Origin of the sequence: Klebsiella sp. WOUb02 (assembly GCF_050058015.1) — a bacterium.
Classification (GTDB): domain Bacteria; phylum Pseudomonadota; class Gammaproteobacteria; order Enterobacterales; family Enterobacteriaceae; genus Klebsiella.
In genome coordinates this window covers 125,165-142,504 of the sequence record NZ_CP170111.1, presented here as the reverse complement: position 1 = coordinate 142,504, position 17,340 = coordinate 125,165, and the positions used below count along the sequence as shown (strand labels likewise).

Here is a 17,340-nt window from a genome sequence, read left to right as displayed (position 1 = left end):
CTTTGCAAACATAGCCATGGAATCACATCTTTTTAAATTTGGGACCCGTCACAGGATTCGAACCTCTCCGCCGATTATGTGTGATAGGTAGGGCGACGTGTTAGCGCATGAATGTTGTCAGTTGTCTGATCAACGGCCCTTTAATCGCCACATTCAGCGTCATTAAGGCCAGTCCTTTCGCCAGCGAGCGGGTATAACGATGAATGGATTGGTCAATATAGGTTTTATTGCGGGCGACGGATAACCAGCATTCTGGCTCAATGTGCGCCAGCAACTGATTGCCGGTCAGGATCTTACTGTCAAAAATAATGGTAACTGACCCTGCGTAAAGCCGATGCGTTATCTCCTCAACCCCTGCGAGTTGACGCAACTGTGCGATGGTGTCAGCCACACCGTCTGGGTTGCGCTGAATGTATTCGGAACGAATACGAATGCGATTAGGTGTCTGATGCAGATAAGGCGACATGTCGGCGTTACTCGTACTGGTTAAAATGAACACAATTTATGCTAATGAAACGAATTTATATTATCGAAATGGTAATGTCTATCATTTCCATTGTCGGCGTGACTTGACAAAAAACAAATAACTGTCAAATAACCTTATAAATACCAAGTGATCTATAGTCCGCTACGCTACAATGAATCTGATTATTTATCATTTATTTTTCCTGTTGTTTGCGCATTGCCTGTAAACGCAGTCTGATGTTGTGGTCGCTATGCGGCTGGATTGTGCATCCCATAGATCGGAGGTTCAAGAGATTTTCATGCCGGTAGACGATTTGCAAAGTTTGATGACGCTGCGTCGTTTTGTCACTGTGGCGCACCATATTCCCGGGCGTATTCGCCTGAGCTTTACCCACCGTTGGGTTTCCGTGTTGAGTCAGAGCAAGCTGGCTGCGCTGAAGACGCTGTGTCATCCCGATAGCTGTTTACAGAAATGCGTCTTCAACGCCGCGACGGGCAGCCTGGTGTTGGAATATTGCGCCAGCCGACTTTCTCCGGCGCTGCTAACGACACTGTTCGGCAGCGATGAGTACGCAGCTCATCAAGCATTAATGCAACTTCAGACCCTGTTTATCGAATAACCCATGCTCTCTGATTAACTCTGGCTCATTGAGTCAGCATGCTCTTGAGTAAACCATGTTAGCGAGGCACGTTATGAGTAATGAAAACAACCCTGTGAATCAGGCGCCTTACTTCCCGCCTTATTGCTACCCCTATTTTGTACCGCAGGGTGATCAGGGACAAAACGTGGCTGCCCCCCAACCGGGTTGGCCACCGCAGCCGATATGGTATCCGCAACCGGCTCCCGGCTATTTTCCTCCTGGGTATTTCCCGCCCGCCGCAGGGTTTCCACCGCACATGACGCCGCCCCCGACGGGGCATCACCACCACGCCGCGCATGGCTTGGACTGGAGCGCCCAGGCGCAAGGGATGGTGGAAAACATCATGGGCGAGCAGGCCGGAATGCTGAAAAAACTGATTAGCGCGGTCGGTGTCGATGACAAAGAATTCTGGAAGGGCGCGATGATTGGCGCAGCGGTGACATTGTTGCTGACCAACGACAATGTACGCCAAATGCTGACCCAAACATTATGCAGCGCAGGCGATTTGCTCAATACCGGTGGTGCCAAAGTGAAGGAATCAGTGACCAGCGGAGCGGAAAATGTGAAAGAGACGGTGGCGACCAGCAGCACCATTTTTCGTGACACGGTGAATGCAGGAAAAGCCGGATTCCATGAGTCGGTTGAACGCCATCGTGCACCACAACCGACGGCGGAGGTGACGCCGGATGAGCAACAGCCGTGATGCATTGAGTCCGATAAGCCGTGCGCTGGTGGCGGGCGCACTGGTCGGCACCACCACCTCATGTCTGGAGCAGTGGCGGCGCTATCACCGCGGTGAATTGACCCTCAACGAAGGCGCTGTCACCGTTGCACGCGATGCTGCCAGAGCCGGGGTGGTAAGCGGCGCCGTCATGGCCGTCGCCAATGCCAGCGCCGGGAGACCGCTGCTGACCTGGCTGACAGTGGCCAGCGCTGGCATTGCCAGTCTGTATGTATTGGATTCGCTGCAACCGCGTTCGCAACCCAGTGACCTGTTTCAGCAAAACGTCATAGAGGATAATTGAGATGGCATCAGCAACTTCCCCCTATTTCTACGCCTATCGACTGCCCAATGGTCAAGTGGCCTACGCCCCTTATCCCGTCACTGCGCAGAATGCACCTTACCGTCAGGAAAACGGGCCTACCCACTTTGTGACGGGGGTGGTCACGGGCGTCGCACTGACCTACCTGTTGACTAACCGTCAGGTGCAACAAGGGCTGTCAGCAACAGCAAAAAAAGCCTGGGGTACGGTGCGCGGTGAAGTGGAAGAGTTAAAAGAGCGTCTGGCCGATCTGCAAGCAGAACTGGATTATTACCGTCAGCAGGAACAGGATTCGCAGTGAAATGCATGCTTGCCGCCAATGATGCAGCGGGGCAAACGATGGGCGATAACAGCACGATACGGTCTCCGGTCTGTGTCATACACCGCCTTCCTGGACGCTTGCGTGTTCGCCTACCTCTGTTGACGCGTTATCCCAACGCGGCCGGCTGGTTGCGTCACCAACTGCTGGCCTTGGTTGGGGTAACCCGTGTCCGTGTGCGTGCGACGATCGGAGCGGCTGTTGTTGAATATCAGCCGACGCAGACGGATGAAGCCGGCCTGCTGACAAAATTACAGGCATTGGACTGGCTACAGCGCACGGAGCGCGAGGTGGAAGCTGAATATTGTGGCGGCGATAACCTGCTTAACCTTAGCGGGTTACTGCTGGCGCATGGCGTATCAACGCGCTGGGCAACGCTACCCACTCTGCTGCTTACCAGTGAGACATTGGCGCAAGGCATTGCTGCCGCGTGGCGACGTGAGCTGAACGTTGAGGTATTGGATGCGCTAGCAGTGGGACTCTCGCTGTTGCGTGGCGATAACCGCACCGCGATGCTGACGCAAACGCTGCTTACGCTGGGCGAATACATGGAACAGGAGACCAGCCGTCATTCTGATGCGCTTCTCGCCAGTCTGTTACGCCCGCGTGAACATGAGGTTTGGGTGGAACGTAATGGCGAGCGCGTCACCCTTCTTTCTTCCACTCTGGAACAGGGCGATGTGATGCTGCTTGGACCTGGGGATACAATACCCGCCGATGGCAAGGTGCTGCGCGGCATTGGGTTGATCAATCAGGCCTCCATGACCGGTGAGAGCGTACCGGTACGACGCGAAAGCGGTGAGTGGCTGTGTGCGGGGACCCAGGTGCAGGAGGGCAACATTGCCGTGCGTGCAGAGCGCGTGGGTGACGATTCCTCGATCGCCAATATTCGCCGTTTTATCAGCGAATCGCTCAGCCAGCACAGCGAAACGCAGAAAGTGACGCAGGCGATGGCTGAGCGCCGTGTGACCATCACGCTTGGGGTGGGCATAGCGGTGTTTGCGCTGACGCGCGACTGGCGGCGATTGGCGTCGGTGTTTTTGGTTGACTACGCCTGTGCGCTGAAGCTAAGCACACCGATTGCGTTCAAATCCATTATGTACCGTGCTGCACGCAGCGGGTTACTACTTAAAGGCGGACATGCGATTGAGCAGCTTGCGGTCGTGGATACCGTGGTATTTGATAAGACGGGTACGCTGACCCATGGTGATATGCAAGTGACGGATGTCGTCAGTTTCGATCCTGAGCGAGCCTGGGCGAAACGGTTATTGGCGATTGCCGCATCGGCGGAAGAGCATAGTAATCATCCGCTGGCAAAAGCGGTGGTGGCGGCGGCAAACCATCATGCGTTACTGCATATTAATCATGGTGAAGTCGTCTATGTGATTGCACATGGGTTACTGTGTGAGCTGGATGAGTATCGTATGACCATCGGCAGCCGTCACTTCCTCGAGGTTCACTACCAGATTGATTTTTCACCGTTTGATGCTGAGATTGTGCAACTGGAGCAGAAAGGCTGCCATTTGTTGTTTATCAGCCTTGACGATCATTTGGTGGGAATGATCGGTTTGCAAGATCATGTGCGTGCGGAAGCAAGCTCGGTGATTGCACAACTGCGTCGTGCAGGCATTAGCAACATTGTGCTGATGAGCGGTGATCGCGCAGAGAAGACGCAACAATTGGCAAACAGACTCGGCATTGACCAGTGTGTGGCGGAAGCGACACCGGAAAGCAAGGTTGATGAAGTCCGTTTATTGCAACAACAGGGGCGTACGGTGCTGTTCATCGGTGATGGCGTGAACGACGCGCCTGTACTGACGCAGGCGGATGTCGGGTTGGCGATGAATCAGAGCACAGAGTCTGGCACAACAGTCGGCGGATGCCGTGTTATTGCAGGATAGTTTGCATGGAGTCGTGTTGGCACGAGAATTGGCGCAAGAGGCGATGCGACTGGTACATAGCAACATCGCGCTGACAGAGTGGATAAACAGCGGCATTATGCTAACGGCAGCCCTTGGAGGGCTATCGCCAGGGGGCAGTGCATTGCTACACAATGGCACCACGCTGGCCGTGTTATTGCGTTCACTCGCGGCCAGACGTAGGGCACCTGAGCATCGTTGATACTGACCCTGTACACGATTCTGTGTACGGGGTCGAGTGTTCATTTCACTCAAAGCAGACTGTCAGATTTGATTGTGTGCTGCCGGTGAAAACTGCCAGCTCAAGTCTGAGTTAATACAGTTCATCCATCACCATGGCGGATTCAAGTTCGAAGTGCAACGCTAAGCCGCCTGTCTTAACTCTGCAAAGACCGCTGATGGCTGCCGGAATCCGGGGCATTTTCGTGCCTGCTGTTCAGTGCTCTCTGGTACTTGCGGAGCTCGTCATCCGTCACTGCTGTCAGGTCAGTTCCTTTGGGGATAAACTGCCTCAACAGCCCATTGGTATTCTCATTTAGCCCACGTTCCCACGAAGCATAGGGGTGAGCGAAGCAGGTTTCCGTTTCCAGGGCCGCTGCGATCTCTTTGTGCTGAGTAAACTCCCCGCCATTGTCGAACGTGATGGTATGGCAGACATCTTTGTAGCCGCTCAGCATCGAGATAATGGCTGTGGCCACTTCGCCTGAATCTTTCGAAAACACCTTTTTCGTCAGATAAATACGGCTTTTACGCTCGACCAGCGTCACGATGGCTCCGGTGCCTTGTTTACCCGGAACCAGATCCGCTTCCCGGTCACCCGGTCGGGTACGAGCATCAACAACGGCCGGTCTATGCTCGATGGATACGGCGTCAGGTATCGGACTTCGCTTTTTACCATAGCCTTTGCGATAACGGCGTTTACCCTGCCGGAGGAGCTTGTATAGTTCGCCGCCAATGGCTTTATCAGCCTGAACATGCTGGTAAATCCACTCGTGACTAACCGGTCTGCCGATGATACGGCCAACGGCGCTGATCTGTTCCGGACTCCACAGCCAGTTTAGCGCAGCCTCAACAAAGAAGACCGTATCCTCGTGCATCCTGCGTTTGCCGGCCTCTTTACAGCGGCAGGTACTGAGCTTCTGTGCTGCCGCTGGCTGGTAGCCATCTACAGAACGATTACGAAGCAGTTCCCGCGAGACCGTTGATTTGCTCACGCCTGAGCGGCGGGCAATCTCTGCCTGACTAACTTTATCTTCACACAACAGGGCTATCTGGTATCGTAACCCTTCGGTTAGCTGCTGATATTTCATAGTGACTCGCTCATCTTTGGTCGGAAGAGCAGGATAGCTTATCGGCAGCTAACCGTCCCTCCATCCACATGACTGAGCGTTGCACTTATTATCTGAATTCGCGAGACTTAAAATCATGAATATCTCTAAGAGTAAGTTATTACAGATTAAAGGCGATATCGCAAGACGAAAAAGAATGAGTGGAGATGGATTAAGTAAACTTAGCTACCTAGAAAATATCAAAACAATACATGAAACTAGGCTGTGTCCCGTAATCACCTGAGCTATAGTAACTGTCTGTTTCCACAACATATTAAACTATGGCTCGCTACGACATTCCCGATGAAGCATGGACTATCATCCAACCCTTTCTGCCAGCAGCGTCTGCCTCTCCACAGGCCGGGCGTCCGTGGGCGGAGCATCGTATGATCATCAACGGCATGTTCTGGGTGCTGTGTTCAGGTGCACCATGGCGTGATTTACCTGAACGGTACGGCCCATGGAAGACCGTTTATAACCGCTTTAACCGATGGTCAAAATCGGGTGTGATTAACATTATTTTCAACAAGTTACTTTCAGCTCTGGATGCACATGGCCTCGTGGACTGGTCGGCCACTGCACTGGATGGCAGCAATATCCGGGCGCTGAAATGTGCTGCCGGTGCGCAAAAAAACAACCCGATATCACCGGAGATAATGGGCTGGGTCGCTCTCGCGGTGGTTTTGGCACCAAAATTCATCTGGCGACAGACGGAAGTGGTCTGCCGTTAAACATCGTACTGAGTCCCGGTCAGGCTCACGAAAGCCAGTTTGCACAACGTCTTCTGGACGGTATCGGTGTTCAGCGCCAGAACGGAAGTATCAAGCGCCGTGGTCATGCAGTACTGGCTGATAAAGCCTACTCCGGACATGCGTTACGTAACGAACTGAAAAGAAGAGGGATAAAAGTTGTCATCCCGCGTAAATCCAATGAAAAAATGGCCACAGATGGTCGTTCACCACTCGATCGTGAAGCCTACCGCAATCGCAATGTTGTTGAGAGGTGCTTTGGTCGCCTGAAAGAATACCGCCGCATTGCCACACGTTACGACAAAACGGCGAGGAATTATCTGGCGATGGTGAAACTGGGTTGCATCCGATTGTTTTACAAGAGGTTATGTAATTAAGGGACACAGCCTAGTCGTAGCTTTGACTTGGCTACTGTTCAGTCTCTCGTGGCGGACTTAGAGCAGAAAATCCAAGAGGTTACTGAGTTGGAGGGGCGCTCCAAAACATTCCCCCCCTTATTTTTCGATATTTCTCATAGATTGCGAATTCAGAGCAGTCAGAAAGTTAGTGATCCTCTTTATTGCGTTTATGAACAGCTAGAGATAATAGTTGACGCTGATTATGAGTATGACCGTATCACTTGGATTGACGATCAACACCGTGAAGCCAAAGAATCACAAGCTTTTCAATTGTCTCAAAACTACAAGGCCGGGAAGTTAGATAATGATAAGTGGCATCGTGTAGCATTAAAGGAAATTGATGTGTTCGTAACTTGTTGTTTTACTGAGCATGGATGCAAGGACTTTATTGCTCTCAACAGACAAAAGCTCCGCAAGCCCTTCATACAAGCGAAAAGTGGTTTGTATAATGTTGAATATCAAACAGTTAGAAACTGGTTGTATAAGTTGTATCAAGGTTCCTAATAAATCGCTAAGAGCCTATCCCAAAAGGAATTGCAGTATACTGCGTTACGGTAATTGATGAGGGAAAAGCATGGCAGGCATTAAATGGCAGATTAGCGATGAACTCTGGGAAAAAATGGCACCACTGTTGCCGGAACACAAGACCAACCATCCGTTGGGCACGCATCGCAGGCGTGTTGATAATCGTGCTGCGATGAACGCCATTTTCTTCGTGCTCAGAACAGGGTGTCAGTGGAATGCGCTGAATGTGACAGGTATTTGCTCATCAAGCTCAGCCCATCGTCGTTTCCAGGAGTGGCGGGATGCCGGCGTTTTCGAGCGGTTCTGGCAGAACGGATTGCTGGCCTGTGAGAAGCCTGATGCCATTGACTGGTCATGGTTGTCGATGGATGGTTGCATGACAAAATCGCCGCTTTCAGGCTCAAAAAAACGGGGCGCAACCCTACTGACCGGGGAAAACAGGGAGTAAAACGCAGTCTGATGACCGATGGTAACGGTCTGCCACTCTCAGTCGTTGTCAGCGGAGCCAATACTCACGATATCCGGTTAGTTGCAGAGACGCCTGATGCACTTCAGACGGGCCGACCCGGTAAAAGGTTGAGACTGTGTATGGACAAAGGTTATGAAGCCGAATGGCTTGCGGCATATCTGAAGCTTCGTCGGTATGAACCTCATATACAGTCACGGAAAGAGGAGTCAGAAGCCCTCAGAACGACAGAATTTAAAGCGCACCGTTGGGTAGTGGAAAGAACGCATAGCTGGATGAACCGGTTCCGGCGGATACTGACGCCGTGGGAGAAAAAAGTCGGGAACTACGAAGCCATGCTGCATTTTGTCTGCGGTGTCATTGTCTGGAATAAGCACCTATTGGGATAGCCTCTAAATCGCACCTCCCTAATACAAATAAGGATCTGGCAGCCTGATTTCGCAGACAAAACACTCTCCCGGCGGATAGTGCCGCTCATCTCGGGGCCCACCGATTAAATCGCACCTGGCGGATTCAAGTTCGAAGTGCAACGCTAAGCCGCCTTTCTTAACTCTGCAAAGACCACTGAAGGCTGCCGGAATTCGAGGCATTTTCGTGGCCTGCTGTTCAGTGCTCCCTGGTACTTGCGGAGCTCGTCATCCGTCACTGCTGTCAGGTCAGTTCCTTTGGGGATAAACTGCCTCAACAGCCCATTGGTATTCTCATTTAGCCCACGTTCCCACGAAGCATAGGGGTGAGCGAAGCAGGTTTCCGTTTCCAGGGCCGCTGCGATCTCTTTGTGCTGAGTAAACTCCTTGCCATTGTCGAACGTGATGGTATGGCAGACATCTTTGTAGCCGCTCAGCATCGAGATAATGGCTGTGGCCACTTCGCCTGAATCTTTCGAAAACACCTTTTTCGTCAGATAAATACGGCTTTTACGCTCGACCAGCGTTACGATGGCTCCGGTGCCTTGTTTACCCGGAACCAGATCCGCTTCCCGGTCACCCGGTCGGGTACGAGCATCAACAACGGCCGGTCTCTGTTCGATGGATACGGCGTCAGGTATCGGACTTCGCTTTTTACCATAGCCTTTGCGATAGCGGCGTTTACCCTGCCGGAGGAGCTTGTATAGTTCGCCGCCACTGGCTTTATCAGCCTGAACATGCTGGTAAATCCACTCGTGACTAACCGGCCTGCCGATGATACGGCCAACGGCGCTGATCTGTTCCGGACTCCACAGCCAGTTTAGCGCAGCCTCAACAAAGAAGACCGTATCCTCGTGCATCCTGCGTTTGCCGGCCCCTTTACGGCGGCTGGTACTGAGCTTCTGTGCTGCCGCTGGCTGGTAGCCATCTACAGAACGATTACGACGCAGTTCCCGCGAGACCGTTGATTTGCTGACGTCTAAGCGGCGGGCAATCTCTGCCTGACTCACTTTATCTTCACACAACAGGGCTATCTGGTATCGTAACCCTTCGGTTAGCTGCTGATATTTCATAGTGACTCGCTCATCTTTGGTCGGAAGAGCAGGATAGCTTATCGGCAGCTAACCGTCCCTCCATCCACATGACCGAGCGTTGCACTTATTATCTGAATTCGCGAAGCAACGTTCGACAACATTGCGCTTTTTGTACAACCTGACATTCAACTTTCGGCGACCATCACGGCTGGCTTTTTCATTTGATTTCAACGGAATGACTGACTTTATTCCTCTGATTTTAAGATGATCACGCAGGGACTGACTCGAGTAGCCCTTATCCGCTAACACCGCTTTTGGGGCGGGACAATTTAGCGAATCGTTTGTGGTGTGACTACCCGTCGGGCTCCGACATAATGATTTTGCCAGTAATCATCGGTAAGTTTACTGATTCGTATATCAGAACCTGTACGTGGTGACTGGATAAAATGATTGTTGCCAATATATACGCCTACATGATCGACTGAACCTTTGTGAATGCGAAAGAATACTAGGTCTCCTTGTTCCAGCTCATTCTGTTTGATCGAGTCCGCATTACGGTGATGAAACATTTCATTCGCTGTTCTGGGAAGAGGGGCTTTAACCAGATCTTTATAAGCATAGTACACGAGTCCGCTGCAATCGAAGCCACTGTAAGGAGAGGCTCCTCCCCAACGGTAAGGTTTACCTAGTTGTTCCATCAACTTATTAATTGCAGACTGCCTGACTCGTAGGTAGCGTTTTTTATGGGTATCACTTAAGGCCAGTCTTATTGGAACATCGTCAATGACACGGGATGCTTGGGAGAACGAAATCTTAGCTGAAACAAAGTTTCTGTATTCTGGATTTCTTCGCAGGGTTGTTTTCAAAAGCCCTCTTCTAACTAATGCCTTAGCGGTAGGATCTTTTTTCAGTCCGATGTAACGAAAAGAATGTGGCATCTGATGGACAACTGTTTCTCCCTGAGTGGAAGCAATCCTTGCTGTTCTAGTCGTTTTTTCCTGTTGGTTCTTATCATACTGATTTAATAAGATACGGAGTTTTACCGAATGAATAGTATTATTGGAGGGCCGTAGTTCGATTTTGGACCTCTGTGAGTCCACACTATAATCAGTGCTTATAGCAACTTGATGTGGTGATGCTGCTGCTTTGGAAATTGCAATTGGCATGTTACTGAAAAGAAACAAAAATGTCATAACTAATAAATGCATGTCAATACTGACCTAATGGTGACATTAATAGTTACAGTATTCCTTAAAATATACTCACTCAAAAGGATATAGTTGAAAAATTAAGAAAATTTAATTAATGGGGCGGACTGGAGTTGCCCCCGCTAAGGAAGGTGCGATTTAATCGGTGGGGTTCAGTGGAGCCCTTAGCTGTATTAGCCTTACCTTAGCTGTACTAGCTCAGACCTGATCTGACAGTTACCGGTTATTTATACAGGTGTCTGTCAGATTAAATCTGGTTCAGATTTTTTTCTGCCCAGACCCGTTTTCCATCAAGTAAAGTCGCCACTGGCGTACGCCCGCAGCACATTTTCCCCTGATGAGTTCGCTCATTATTGTAATGCCACAACCAGTTGTCCAGCTCCCTTTGCAGGCTTTCCACGTCTGCATAGAGCTTCTTGCGGAACGTAACCTGATAAAATTCCTGCAAAATGGTTTTATGGAACCGCTCGCAGATACCGTTCGTCTGCGGAGACATCGCCTTCGTTTTCGTATGGTCGATATCGTTGATGGCCAGATAAAGCTGATAATCATGCTGCTCCACTTTGCCACAGTACTCCGTCCCCCTGTCGGTCTGTATTCTCAGCGTTGGCAGTCCCTGAGACTCGTAGAACGGCAGGACGCGATCATTGAGCAGGTCAGCGGCAGTGATCGGCGTTTTAGTCGTATACAGCTTAGGGACTCTGCGGTTTTGATTAATCAGCGCGTCAATACCGCCTTCTTCAGCCAGCTCCTGATAACGATAAAAGGTGTCGCGTGACACGCCCATGATTTTACAGGCTTTTGAAACGTTACCGAGTTCTTCGGCCAGATTGAGCAGGCCGGCTTTGTGTTTGATGATGGGATTGTTAGTATAAAGCATGAGAGTTACCTCGCGTTTTGTATAAGGATTCGACACCCATATCAAAACCGGTAACTCTCAACCTTTCAAGGCTCAGTGTCAGATCAAGTCGCGACTAATACACATTAATTGTAAGCGCCCCGGCAACGACGTCTGTCGACGTACCTTTAATCCGGTGATGATAGAGTCCACTTAATTTTTAAATGGACTCTATCACAAATGACCCAACCGACAGTCCCACGCCAGCGGGCTACCTACTCCATGCCGTTCAAACTCGACCTGGTTCAGCGATCACTGCAACCCGGTGCCTGCGTGGCACGGCTTGCCCGCCAGAACGGGATTAATGACAACCTGCTGTTCACCTGGCGTCAGCGCTATCGTCATCTGGTTGATGAGCCATCTGATACACCCCCAGCACCGGCCATTATCAGTGACGATATCGTTCCTGTTGTGACCACCGAATACTCACGACCCGCGCTGCCCGAGCTCCCGGCAGCATCAGCGCAAAGCCTGCCACCGGATGCCGGGCAATGCTGTGAGGTCAGTATCGGCCGTGCACGCCTGAAGCTGTCCGGCAACCTCACCCCGGCCATGCTGTCGGCTCTGGTTCGCGAACTGAAGAGAGGTGGCTGATGATATCCCTTCCTGCGGGTTCCCGCATCTGGCTGGTGACGGGCGTTACCGACATGAGAAACGGCTTCAACGGCCTGGCCTCCCGCGTGCAGAATGTCCTCAACGAGGACCCATTCAGCGGCCACCTGTTCATCTTCCGGGGGCGCCGTGGTGATATGGTAAAGCTACTGTGGTCCGATGAGGATGGTCTGTGCCTGTTCATCAAACGTCTTGAGCGTGGACACTTCGTCTGGCCCGCTGTCAGCGACGGGAAGATCCATCTGACCCCGGCGCAACTGGCTATGCTGCTGGAAGGCCTCAACTGGAAACATCCACAGTCATCACAACGTCCTGGCCTGCGGGTGTAACCTGTTGTAATGTCGGGTGTATGAAAAATGAACTCCCTGACGATATCGACCAGTTAAAAGCCATGCTGCGTAAACAGCGGGCGATGCTGAACGACCAGCAGACCCGGTTGCGCCAGTATGCAGGCCAGGTGGCGGGTTATGAGCAGGAAATCAACCGCCTGAAAGCACAGCTGGATAAACTACGGCGAATGCTGTTCGGTCAGAGTTCGGAAAAGAGCCGTAATAAGCTGGAAAACAAAATCCGCCAGGCAGAGAAACGGTTGTCAGAGCTGGAAAGCCGACTGGAGGCGGCAAAAACCTGCCTGAATGGCAACGAGCCGGTACCGGATATACCAGCAGATAGTGTTGTCGTGTCGCAAACGACGCCAGAAAAACCCACCCGCCACACCGCCCGAAAACCGCTGCCAGCCGACCTGCCTCGGGAAACACAGACCTTACTGCCAGCGACCAGCGTCTGCCTGTCATGTGGTGGAGAGCTGAAGGTGATGGGAGAAACTCTCTCTGAGCAACTGGAGATCATCAAAACCGCCTTTAAAATCATCGAAACGGTCCGACCGAAGCTGGCGTGCAGCCGGTGCGACGTTATCGTGCAGGCCCCGCTCCCGGCAAAGCCGGTAGAAGGCAGTCGTGTGGGCAGCAGCCTGCTGGCCCGCATCCTGGTCGGAAAATATGTGGAGCATACGCCGCTGTACCGGCAGACAGAAATCTACGCCCGTCATGGACTGGCGCTGAGCCGTAACACGATGGTCCGCTGGGTCGCGATGATGGGCAACCGGCTTCGTCCGCTGCATGAGGCGCTCAACCAGTACGTTATGCAGGCTGGCAAGGTGCACACTGATGACACGCCGGTCAGGGTGCTGGAGCCCGGGAGTGGTAAAACGCGAACCGGTCGGCTGTGGGTCTACGTCCGGGATGACCGTAACGCCGGGGTGCCAGAACCGCCGGCAGTCTGGTTCTCGTACTCAGCGGACCGTAAGGGGGAACATCCTCAGCGACATCTCTCAGGGTACAGAGGCGTGCTTCAGGCAGATGCGTACGGTGCTTACGACACGCTGTATGAGTCCGGGCACATCAGAGAAGCAGCGTGCATGGCGCATGCCAGAAGGAAAATCCACGATGAGCATGTTCGACGCCCGACAGAAATGACGAATGAAGCGCTGAACCGTATAGGTGCGTTGTATGCCATCGAGGCGGAAATACGCGGCAGCCCGGCCGGGAAACGGCTGCAGATAAGAAAAGCACGGTCGGTTCCGCTGATGACATCGCTGCACGAGTGGATAGAGGCGCAAATGACGACGCTGTCGGTTCACGCGGAGACGGCGAAGGCGTTCGCGTACATACTGAAACAGTGGCACGCCCTGAATGAGTACTGCCGTAACGGTCAGGTGGAAATCGACAATAACATCGGAGAAAACGCGCTGCGCGCGGTGGCGGTTGGCAGAAAGAACTACCTGTTCTTCGGCTCTGACAACGGGGGTGAGGCAGCAGCCATCATCTACAGCCTGCTTGGCACCTGCAAACTGAACGGTGTGGAGCCGGAAGGTTGGTTGTGCGAGGTGATAAGCAAGATCAACGACTGGCCTTCAAACCGGGTACATGAGCTGCTGCCCTGGAACCTATCCTCCGTAAAATAATCCTTACGCCACGTTCATTATGGGGCGCTTACAGGGGGAACATCCTCAGCGACATCTCTCAGGGTACAGAGGCGTGCTTCAGGCAGATGCGTACGGTGCTTACGACACGCTGTATGAGTCCGGGCACATCAGAGAAGCAGCGTGCATGGCGCATGCCAGAAGGAAAATCCACGATGAGCATGTTCGACGCCCGACAGAAATGACGAATGAAGCGCTGAACCGTATAGGTGCGTTGTATGCCATCGAGGCGGAAATACGCGGCAGCCCGGCCGGGAAACGGCTGCAGATAAGAAAAGCACGGTCGGTTCCGCTGATGACATCGCTGCACGAGTGGATAGAGGCGCAAATGACGACGCTGTCGGTTCACGCGGAGACGGCGAAGGCGTTCGCGTACATACTGAAACAGTGGCACGCCCTGAATGAGTACTGCCGTAACGGTCAGGTGGAAATCGACAATAACATCGGAGAAAACGCGCTGCGCGCGGTGGCGGTTGGCAGAAAGAACTACCTGTTCTTCGGCTCTGACAACGGGGGTGAGGCAGCAGCCATCATCTACAGCCTGCTTGGCACCTGCAAACTGAACGGTGTGGAGCCGGAAGGTTGGTTGTGCGAGGTGATAAGCAAGATCAACGACTGGCCTTCAAACCGGGTACATGAGCTGCTGCCCTGGAACCTATCCTCCGTAAAATAATCCTTACGCCACGTTCATTATGGGGCGCTTACCATTAATTAAACTATAAGTTTATCTATGAAGCGGGATGGTCGGTAACATTGCGGGATTGTATTGCTCTGACCGTCGCATAATTCTTCAGAAACCAGTCTGCCAATCGTCGCTGCGCAAGTAACGGCAGGGTGCATAGAGGCGACGTAAACGGTTCTGCTCTCATCAGTAAAACCAAGAACTGGATACCCATCCTGTATGACAGGGCGCTCTCCTACCGAGTACTGGATGAGAGAAGCCGACTCTGCGCCCGTGAACCTGCTTCTTAGAGCCATTTGTGCAGCAACCGCTGTTTCCTTTACGTTGCCATTTGCAGGATAATCCTCTGCGGCTAATAAATCCCCATTGCGGGCATGTCGAACCTCAATGTCATCACCTGAGATGATCGTTTTAATCAAGCTCTGGTGGACCGCAAAGCGCAGTAATATGGCTGGTGATGACAAAACCGGCACAGGAGTAACCATCCGCTCAGTCAGGGCGGGAATACCAGTACCACAGGCCAGCACAACGCAATCTGCATTTAGTTTACCCCGAGAAGTCAGCACGCCTGTTACCTTCCCCTCAGTCATGCAAAGACCTATAACGGTTGTTTGGGTATTAAGTTCGACGCCCTTCTCACAGGCTTTGTCCAGTAATATACGTGTCGCGTTGGTGGCATCAATGGCACCATCTTTTGCAGCATAGCGTGCCTGCGAGGGAGGATTTATCAACGCAGGCTCAAGAAGGGAAATTTCAGCCTTGTGGAGGAGGCGTTCGTCCTTCAGGCAGGATTCGGATGTTGCTCCATATGTTAACGAACCACCCCATTTAATTTGAAGTTCCGGTATGTGTTCTCCCAGCCTGTGCCAATCCGCAAGTGCGGCGCGCCGGATAAACACATCAGGCGCATCATCATTCACTACACCTGTCAGCCAGCCAAACGCGCTACCGGTCGCACCTGATGCAGGCATATCTTGCTCAACAATGGTGACGTCAAATTCAAGGTGGGCAAGATGCCATGCGATTGATACACCAGTAATCCCTGCTCCCACGATGACGATCCTTTTTTTAGTCACTGCCTTCTCCTGTGTGGGAAACATATTCATGTCATGATGCAAAAGTAGTCCGCTATAGGAAACTTCGCAGAATTGCAAAACTCGTCACCACGACTATTCAGGACGGCGCGTTAGGGAAGGTGCGATTAATTCGATGGGAACCATTTTTTCGCCCTGTCATCGTATCATAAGTGAGCAAAAAACCACCAAAATCAGTGAAAACGATGGATGAACGGCAATCATTGTAGTCATGAACAGAACTATGAATGATTAAATCGCACCTTCCCTAACAATGACCCGATAACAGTATCACAAAAAAATAGGTTCTCTGGTTAAGGCTTCGAGAAAGAGAAATGCGGATCAATAACAAATTTCTTCGGCACGCCGGAATCAAATTCACTGTAACCGCACGGTGCATCTTCCAGAGAAATCACTTCAACACCCACTATTTTGGCAATTGGAATGCGATCCCACAGAATAGCCTGCATCAGTTGACGATTGTATTTCATTACCGGCGCCTGCCCGGTATGGAAGGCGTGTGATTTGGCCCAGCCCAGTCCGAGACGAATGCTCAGGCTACCCATTTTCGCCGCCTGATCGACCGCCCCCGGATCTTCAGTGACGTACAGACCGGGCACCCCAATTTTCCCTGCCACACGCGTCACCTGCATCAGCGCATTGAGCACCGTGGCCGGAGCTTCATGCTGCGCGCCTTCATGACCGTGCCCACGCGCCTCAAAACCGACAGCATCGATGGCACAATCCACTTCGGGTTCGCCGAGGATGTCGGCAATCTGCTCATGCAACGGGGTATCTTTACTGAGATCAACCACTTCGAAACCCTGTTGCGCCGCATGTTTAATGCGCGCCTCATTCATATCACCGACAATCACCACTGCCGCACCCAGCAGACGGGCTGACGCCGCCGCCGCCATTCCCACCGGACCGGCCCCGGCCACATAGACGGTGCTGCCGGGACCGACGCCTGCGGTGACTGCGCCATGAAAGCCGGTCGGCAGAATATCGGAAAGACAGGTTAAGTCTCTGATTTTCTCCAAAGCCTGCTCACGGTCCGGCAGCTTGAGTAAGTTGAAATCGGCGTAGGGCACCAGCACATACTTCGCCTGGCCGCCGACCCAATCGCCCATATCTACGTAGCCATACGCACCTCCGGCACGGGCCGGATTGACCGTCAAGCAGACGCCGGTATGTTGTTCCTTACAGGAACGACAGCGGCCACAGGCAACGTTGAACGGCACCGACACCACATCGCCAAGAGTAAACCTTTCGACATCACGCCCGATTTCAATCACCTCGCCGGTGATTTCATGGCCGAGCACCAGGCCTTCCTGAGCGGTAGTTCGCCCGCGTACCATATGTTGATCGGAACCGCAGATATTGGTGGATAACACTTTGAGAATCACCCCGTGTTCTATTTTCTTCCCCCGTGGATCGTGCATTTTTGGATAATCAATCGACTGGACTTCAACTTTACCTTTACCTATGTAGACCACTCCACGATTTTCAGACATGTGAGTACCTTTCAGATAGTTGGCTGGATATTAAGTTTCGAATGTCGCAGTTGAGCATAGATACATACTCTACCCCCT

At 52.2% G+C, this 17,340-nt stretch carries 16 protein-coding genes and 4 pseudogenes; 12 read left to right on the top strand and 8 right to left on the bottom strand.

The features are described 5' to 3' along the window. Positions 1 to 100 precede the first annotated feature (100 nt). Complete coding sequence (locus ABOC21_RS28685) at positions 101 to 466, bottom strand: hypothetical protein (RefSeq protein WP_426815808.1); 366 nt, start codon at positions 464 to 466, stop codon at positions 101 to 103. A gap of 298 nt (positions 467 to 764) precedes the next feature. On the opposite strand from ABOC21_RS28685, the gene ABOC21_RS28680 reads away from it, so the two are divergent. The 5 genes from ABOC21_RS28680 to ABOC21_RS28660 all read left to right on the top strand — a co-directional run bounded on the left by ABOC21_RS28680 (position 765) and on the right by ABOC21_RS28660 (position 4,369). Beyond that, positions 765 to 1,085, top strand: coding sequence for a hypothetical protein (locus ABOC21_RS28680; protein ID WP_426815807.1), 321 nt, complete (start codon positions 765 to 767; stop codon positions 1,083 to 1,085). 73 nt (positions 1,086 to 1,158) lie between these two features. Next, positions 1,159 to 1,809, top strand: a complete 651-nt coding sequence (locus tag ABOC21_RS28675; RefSeq protein WP_426815806.1) for a hypothetical protein — start codon at positions 1,159 to 1,161, stop codon at positions 1,807 to 1,809. Further along, positions 1,793 to 2,131, top strand: coding sequence for a hypothetical protein (locus tag ABOC21_RS28670; RefSeq protein WP_426815805.1), 339 nt, complete (start codon positions 1,793 to 1,795; stop codon positions 2,129 to 2,131). The genes ABOC21_RS28675 and ABOC21_RS28670 overlap by 17 nt, the downstream gene beginning before the upstream one ends. Position 2,132: 1 nt before the next feature. Beyond that, positions 2,133 to 2,450: a YtxH domain-containing protein gene (locus ABOC21_RS28665; RefSeq protein WP_426815804.1), complete on the top strand. Its 318-nt coding sequence runs from the start codon at positions 2,133 to 2,135 to the stop codon at positions 2,448 to 2,450. A gap of 5 nt (positions 2,451 to 2,455) precedes the next feature. Continuing rightward, complete coding sequence (locus ABOC21_RS28660; protein ID WP_426815860.1) at positions 2,456 to 4,369, top strand: heavy metal translocating P-type ATPase; 1,914 nt, start codon at positions 2,456 to 2,458, stop codon at positions 4,367 to 4,369. A 381-nt stretch (positions 4,370 to 4,750) separates the two neighbouring features. Here ABOC21_RS28660 and ABOC21_RS28655 read toward each other — a convergent pair. Continuing rightward, positions 4,751 to 5,697, bottom strand: a pseudogene (locus ABOC21_RS28655) (IS30 family transposase). Between the two features lie 299 nt (positions 5,698 to 5,996). Here ABOC21_RS28655 and ABOC21_RS28650 point away from each other — a divergent pair. From ABOC21_RS28650 to ABOC21_RS28640, 3 genes and pseudogenes are all read left to right on the top strand, one after another. After that, positions 5,997 to 6,841, top strand: a protein-coding gene (locus ABOC21_RS28650; RefSeq protein WP_426812222.1) for an IS5 family transposase whose coding sequence is annotated in 2 segments (ribosomal slippage) — positions 5,997 to 6,342 and positions 6,342 to 6,841 — 846 coding nt in all. Because the reading frame shifts where the segments join, the coding sequence is not laid out codon by codon here. Between the two features lie 48 nt (positions 6,842 to 6,889). Next, entirely contained in the window at positions 6,890 to 7,366 is a 477-nt protein-coding gene (locus ABOC21_RS28645; protein WP_426815803.1) for a hypothetical protein, read from the top strand. Positions 7,367 to 7,436: 70 nt separating this feature from the next. Further along, positions 7,437 to 8,242: pseudogene (locus tag ABOC21_RS28640) on the top strand (IS5 family transposase). Between the two features lie 143 nt (positions 8,243 to 8,385). On the opposite strand, the gene ABOC21_RS28635 reads toward ABOC21_RS28640, so the two are convergent. From ABOC21_RS28635 to ABOC21_RS28620, 4 genes and pseudogenes are all read right to left on the bottom strand, one after another. Then, a complete protein-coding gene (locus tag ABOC21_RS28635; RefSeq protein ID WP_426815802.1) occupies positions 8,386 to 9,333 on the bottom strand; it encodes an IS30 family transposase in 948 nt (315 codons plus the stop codon). A 48-nt stretch (positions 9,334 to 9,381) separates the two neighbouring features. Beyond that, a pseudogene (locus ABOC21_RS28630) lies at positions 9,382 to 9,612 on the bottom strand (transposase); the annotation flags it as partial. A gap of 11 nt (positions 9,613 to 9,623) precedes the next feature. Next, positions 9,624 to 10,460 (bottom strand): C40 family peptidase, encoded by an 837-nt coding sequence (locus ABOC21_RS28625; protein WP_426815801.1) that lies wholly within the window; start codon positions 10,458 to 10,460, stop codon positions 9,624 to 9,626. A 289-nt stretch (positions 10,461 to 10,749) separates the two neighbouring features. After that, complete coding sequence (locus tag ABOC21_RS28620) at positions 10,750 to 11,382, bottom strand: helix-turn-helix domain-containing protein (protein WP_426815800.1); 633 nt, start codon at positions 11,380 to 11,382, stop codon at positions 10,750 to 10,752. A 198-nt stretch (positions 11,383 to 11,580) separates the two neighbouring features. Between ABOC21_RS28620 and ABOC21_RS28615 the strand changes: the two genes are divergently transcribed. The 4 genes and pseudogenes from ABOC21_RS28615 to tnpC (ABOC21_RS28600) all read left to right on the top strand — a co-directional run. Further along, entirely contained in the window at positions 11,581 to 11,994 is a 414-nt protein-coding gene (locus tag ABOC21_RS28615) for a transposase (RefSeq protein ID WP_426811791.1), read from the top strand. Further along, a complete protein-coding gene (gene tnpB / locus ABOC21_RS28610; protein WP_426811792.1) occupies positions 11,994 to 12,341 on the top strand; it encodes an IS66 family insertion sequence element accessory protein TnpB in 348 nt (115 codons plus the stop codon). Before ABOC21_RS28615 ends, tnpB begins: the two co-directional genes overlap by 1 nt. A 20-nt stretch (positions 12,342 to 12,361) precedes the next feature. Further along, positions 12,362 to 13,975, top strand: a complete 1,614-nt coding sequence (gene tnpC / locus ABOC21_RS28605) for an IS66 family transposase (RefSeq protein ID WP_426811793.1) — start codon at positions 12,362 to 12,364, stop codon at positions 13,973 to 13,975. Between the two features lie 31 nt (positions 13,976 to 14,006). Next, positions 14,007 to 14,666: pseudogene (tnpC, locus tag ABOC21_RS28600) on the top strand (IS66 family transposase); the annotation flags it as partial. Between the two features lie 38 nt (positions 14,667 to 14,704). Here tnpC (ABOC21_RS28600) and ABOC21_RS28595 read toward each other — a convergent pair. Both ABOC21_RS28595 and fdhA read right to left on the bottom strand, forming a co-directional pair. After that, positions 14,705 to 15,751: an NAD(P)/FAD-dependent oxidoreductase gene (locus ABOC21_RS28595; protein ID WP_426815799.1), complete on the bottom strand. Its 1,047-nt coding sequence runs from the start codon at positions 15,749 to 15,751 to the stop codon at positions 14,705 to 14,707. A gap of 311 nt (positions 15,752 to 16,062) precedes the next feature. Further along, positions 16,063 to 17,262, bottom strand: a complete 1,200-nt coding sequence (gene fdhA / locus ABOC21_RS28590) for a formaldehyde dehydrogenase, glutathione-independent (RefSeq protein WP_426815798.1) — start codon at positions 17,260 to 17,262, stop codon at positions 16,063 to 16,065. Between the last annotated feature and the right edge of the window lie 78 nt (positions 17,263 to 17,340).

What these genes read in the sequence shown, in the direction of transcription:
- ABOC21_RS28685 (WP_426815808.1), bottom strand. Translation starts at nt 466, where the DNA reads ATGTCGCCTTATCTGCATCAGACACCTAATCGCATTCGTATTCGTTCC.
- ABOC21_RS28680 (WP_426815807.1), top strand. Translation starts at nt 765, where the DNA reads ATGCCGGTAGACGATTTGCAAAGTTTGATGACGCTGCGTCGTTTTGTC.
- ABOC21_RS28675 (WP_426815806.1), top strand. Translation starts at nt 1,159, where the DNA reads ATGAGTAATGAAAACAACCCTGTGAATCAGGCGCCTTACTTCCCGCCT.
- ABOC21_RS28670 (WP_426815805.1), top strand. Translation starts at nt 1,793, where the DNA reads ATGAGCAACAGCCGTGATGCATTGAGTCCGATAAGCCGTGCGCTGGTG.
- ABOC21_RS28665 (WP_426815804.1), top strand. Translation starts at nt 2,133, where the DNA reads ATGGCATCAGCAACTTCCCCCTATTTCTACGCCTATCGACTGCCCAAT.
- ABOC21_RS28660 (WP_426815860.1), top strand. Translation starts at nt 2,456, where the DNA reads ATGCTTGCCGCCAATGATGCAGCGGGGCAAACGATGGGCGATAACAGC.
- ABOC21_RS28635 (WP_426815802.1), bottom strand. Translation starts at nt 9,333, where the DNA reads ATGAAATATCAGCAGCTAACCGAAGGGTTACGATACCAGATAGCCCTG.
- ABOC21_RS28625 (WP_426815801.1), bottom strand. Translation starts at nt 10,460, where the DNA reads ATGCCAATTGCAATTTCCAAAGCAGCAGCATCACCACATCAAGTTGCT.
- ABOC21_RS28620 (WP_426815800.1), bottom strand. Translation starts at nt 11,382, where the DNA reads ATGCTTTATACTAACAATCCCATCATCAAACACAAAGCCGGCCTGCTC.
- ABOC21_RS28615 (WP_426811791.1), top strand. Translation starts at nt 11,581, where the DNA reads ATGACCCAACCGACAGTCCCACGCCAGCGGGCTACCTACTCCATGCCG.
- tnpB (WP_426811792.1), top strand. Translation starts at nt 11,994, where the DNA reads ATGATATCCCTTCCTGCGGGTTCCCGCATCTGGCTGGTGACGGGCGTT.
- tnpC (WP_426811793.1), top strand. Translation starts at nt 12,362, where the DNA reads ATGAAAAATGAACTCCCTGACGATATCGACCAGTTAAAAGCCATGCTG.
- fdhA (WP_426815798.1), bottom strand. Translation starts at nt 17,262, where the DNA reads ATGTCTGAAAATCGTGGAGTGGTCTACATAGGTAAAGGTAAAGTTGAA.